The organism is Lactobacillus sp. UMNPBX17 (assembly GCF_002553735.1).
Taxonomy (GTDB): Bacteria; Bacillota; Bacilli; order Lactobacillales; family Lactobacillaceae; genus Lactobacillus; species Lactobacillus gallinarum.
The window spans coordinates 1-3,984 of sequence record NZ_PCYT01000090.1 but is presented as its reverse complement, the minus strand read 5'-3'; the positions used below and the strand labels follow the sequence as shown (position 1 = coordinate 3,984).

Here is a 3,984-nt window from a genome sequence, read left to right as displayed (position 1 = left end):
GAATATATATCTTCAGAAGGGATTTTAATTTCTAAAGGGAGAGATTACCTTAATTCTCACCATCCTAAACAAGCAACTATTTTAGCCGCTGGATACGGATTGCGAATGGTGCCAATTAATACAGAAGAGCCTAAAGGATTATTAGAAGTCCATGGTGAACCATTAATCGAGCGAATTATTAAACAGCTTCATGAAGTTGGCATTACTAATATCAAAATAGTAGTCGGCTTTATGAAGGAACATTATGAATATTTAATTGATGAATACAATGTTGATTTAATTGTTAATCCATATTACTCGACAAGAAATAATATCTATTCATTATATTTAGCTAAAGATAGATTAGCTAATGGATATATTATTCCGTGTGATATTTGGTTTAAGGATAATCCGTTCTCTACATTGGAAGATCCTTCCTGGTATCTTTTTAGTGATAGATTGACAGACCATTCACATTGGCAAGTTTCCAAGAATACTAAAGTTAAATATACTAAAGAACCTGGCAATAGAATGATTGGAATTGCTTATTTGGACCAAAAAGATGCAGAAGTGTTGACGAATCATCTTGATGAAATGATTAAAGCAAAGAAATATGATTCATTTTGGGAAGATGCTTTAGCAGATAAGAAACAGTTCTTGATCAGTGGTCGAATTATTCCAAACAGTGAGCATGCTGAAATTAATTCATATGAAGAATTGATGGAACTGGATTCTCATTCTGATCATTTAAAGACTGAAGCTATTCAGATTATTGAAGAAACACTTAAAGTTGATAAAACAAAAGTTCATAACATTCATACTTTAAAGAAGGGTATGACTAATCGATCTTTTAGCTTTGAATGCAATGATAAACGCTATATTATGCGTATTCCTGGCGAAGGAACTGATAAGCTAATTGATCGTAAAGAGGAATATGATGTTTACCAACAAATAAAGGATGAACCATATACCGAAAACATCCTTTATCTGGATCCTACTAATGGATATAAATTATCAGAATTTCTTGAGAATACTCGTAATAGTGATGCTAATGACTGGAATGATGTTACTAAATGTATGAAGTTATTACGTAGATTCCATCATGAGAATTATCAAGTTAATCATAAATTTGATATTTGGAAACAAATTAATTTTTATGAATCATTACGTGATGCACCTTCTGCATATAAAGATTTTATGATAACTAAAGAAAATGTTGTGAAATTAAAACTATTTATTCAAGATAACATTAAGCAGTGGAGTTTATGTCATATTGATGCTAATGCCGATAATTTCTTGATTAATAAGAAGGGTAAGATTTACCTCATCGATTGGGAATATGCAGGAATGCAAGATCCGGATCTTGATATAGCAATGTATGCTATTTATGCAGGATATAATCATGAACAGTTTGATCGCTTAATTGACATTTATTATCAGAATGATTGTGATGAAGTAACACGATATAAGATCTATGCGTATGCTGCAGTTGGTGGATTATTATGGAGCAACTGGTGTGAGTATAAACAATCACTGGGATTGGATTTTGGTGCATATTCAATAGCACAGTATCGTTATGCAAAAGAATACAGCAAATTAGTATTAAATTATTTGGAGAAGAAGAATGCCTAAAGTAGAAAATGCAATTATTATGGCAGCTGGCTTAGGAACTAGAATGAGACCTTTGACTAATGAAATTCCTAAACCTTTAGTTAAAGTAAATGGTAAGCGAATGATTGAAACAATTATTCAAAGTTTACGCAAAAATGGAATAACTGACATTTCAATTGTTACGGGGTATTTAGCTGATAAGTTTGAATTCTTAACTAGCAAATATTCTGGAATGAAGCTAATTAATAATCCATATTATCAACAATATAATAATCTTTCTTCATTATATGTAGCTCGCAACGAACTAAAAAATACTATCATTCTTGATGGTGATCAATTAATAAATAATTTGAATGTTTTAGATTCCAATTTTGATAAATCGGGATATGCAGGTGCCTGGGTAGATAATTGGACTGATGAATGGATTATGCATACTGATGATGATGGAAAAGTTGTTTCTTGTGACCGGAATGGTGGGCAAAATGGCTATCGTCTCTATAGCGTATCTAAGTGGACTGCAAAAGATAGTTATAAATTAAGAAAATTAGTTGAAAAAGAATTCGATGCTAAGAATTATGACATTTATTGGGATGATGTAGCAATGTACAAATATCCTGATCAATTTGATTTGTTTGTTCATCGAGTAGATCCAAACGATATTGTAGAGATTGATAGTTTAGATGAACTAAAAGCAATTGATCCAAGTTATAAATCAATAGGATAATCAGATATGTTCTCCAAAGAAAATTTAAAGAAAATTGATTGGGTATTAGTAATTATTCCAATTGTGGCAGTAATTATTTTAAGTGCGATTTTAATAGGCTATCCGTCTGAATCGCATATTTTTTTACAAAATTGTCGCAATTTTTTGACCAACAAATTAATGTATTACTATTTAATAGTAGGATTAGTATTTTTGCTTAGTACATTATTTCTTGGTTTTACTAAGTGGGGCAAGACAAAATTAGGTGATAAACAAGATCGTCCAGAATACTCTACTCTAAAGTGGGGAATGATGATTTTTACCTCTACTATGTCAGCTGACATTATCTTTTATTCATTGTGTGAATGGATGATGTATGCTGATGAGCCATTGGTCAAACAATCTCCAGATTCACTTAATTTATCGTTGTCATATTCGTTATTTCATTGGGGACCAATCGCATGGTCATTTTATATTATGTTAGCGGTGGCCTTTGGATACATGATTTATGTTACCAAGAATAATAAACAAAAGTTTTCAGAAGCCTGTCGTCCTCTATTTGGAAAATTAATTGATAGCTGGCTGGGGAAGATTATAGATTTGATTGCAATTTTCTCTTTAGTTGCTGCTACTGCAACTACTTTTTCGATGTCCATGCCATTATTAACTGCAGCTGTTAAAACTATGACTGGCTTCGGTAATATTAAAATATTATCCGTTACCTTAATTATTTTAGTGGTTGCCATTTATTTAATTGCGTCGGTAATAGGCATGAAGGCAATTTCTAGATTATCAATGATTGCCTTTAGCTTTTTAGGATTATTGTTGCTTTTCGTTTTATTTGATAGCGGAAGTGCTGGTTTTATTGTAGGATCAAGCGCTAAAGCACTGGGCAATTTAGTAGTTAAGTTCATTCCTATGGCGGCTACCGTTGAAAATAAACAGTTTACACAGAATTGGACAGTATACTATTGGGCATATTGGATGGTCTGGTGCGTAGCTACCCCATTTTTTATTGGTAGTATTAGTAAGGGAAGGACTATCCGAAATGTGATCTTCGGCGGATATTTCTGGGGATTATTAGGAACATACTTATCGTTTTTCATCTTAAGCAACTTGGGTATTTCAAAACAAATTTCTAGTGTAATTGATGCAGTAAAACTGATCAACAATGGTGATAGTTATGCTGACGTAATTGTGATGATAATAAAGACTTTGTCTCATTATCAAGTAGGCTTAATTCTATTAATTCTTGCTATGATAGGGCTTTATTCAACAGTTTTTGATTCAATTACTATGGTAATTTCTAAGTACTCTTATAGAAGCTTGGCATTATCCGAAGAACCAAGTCGATTGATGCGTAGCTTTTGGGCTATTGTATTTGTCCTATTGCCATTAGCATTGATTATAACAGGTACTTCATTTACTAGTATTCAATCTGTTGCGATTATTGTTGCCTTTCCTACGGGGATTGTGATGTTGCTGATTGTTGTTAGTTTTTATCGGGAGATTTGGAAAAGAAAGTAATTGTAACTAATTTGATAAACTTAATCGGTATTAATGTGATATATTAAGGATGAACAACCTTTAATATTAAAACTTAAGCTGTCATCTGGATTCGGGTGATGGCTTTTTACTTGTGTGTCGGGCATGACATTTCATCTAGTCTAGTGAAAGTCTAGACCACGGGT

3 protein-coding genes are annotated in these 3,984 nt (G+C 32.3%); all 3 read left to right on the top strand.

Annotated elements, in window-relative coordinates; translation table 11 throughout:
• On the top strand, positions 1-1,611 hold a 1,611-nt coding region (locus tag CP368_RS09315; RefSeq protein WP_098046020.1), incomplete at its 5' end, for an NTP transferase domain-containing protein.
• Positions 1,604-2,314 carry a sugar phosphate nucleotidyltransferase gene (locus CP368_RS09310; RefSeq protein WP_098046019.1) on the top strand — a complete coding sequence of 237 codons (711 nt, stop codon included), beginning with the start codon at positions 1,604-1,606 and terminating at the stop codon, positions 2,312-2,314. The genes CP368_RS09315 and CP368_RS09310, both read left to right, overlap by 8 nt.
• 6 nt (positions 2,315-2,320) lie before the next feature.
• Entirely contained in the window at positions 2,321-3,820 is a 1,500-nt protein-coding gene (locus CP368_RS09305; RefSeq protein WP_098046018.1) for a BCCT family transporter, read from the top strand.
• Positions 3,821-3,984: the final 164 nt, after the last annotated feature.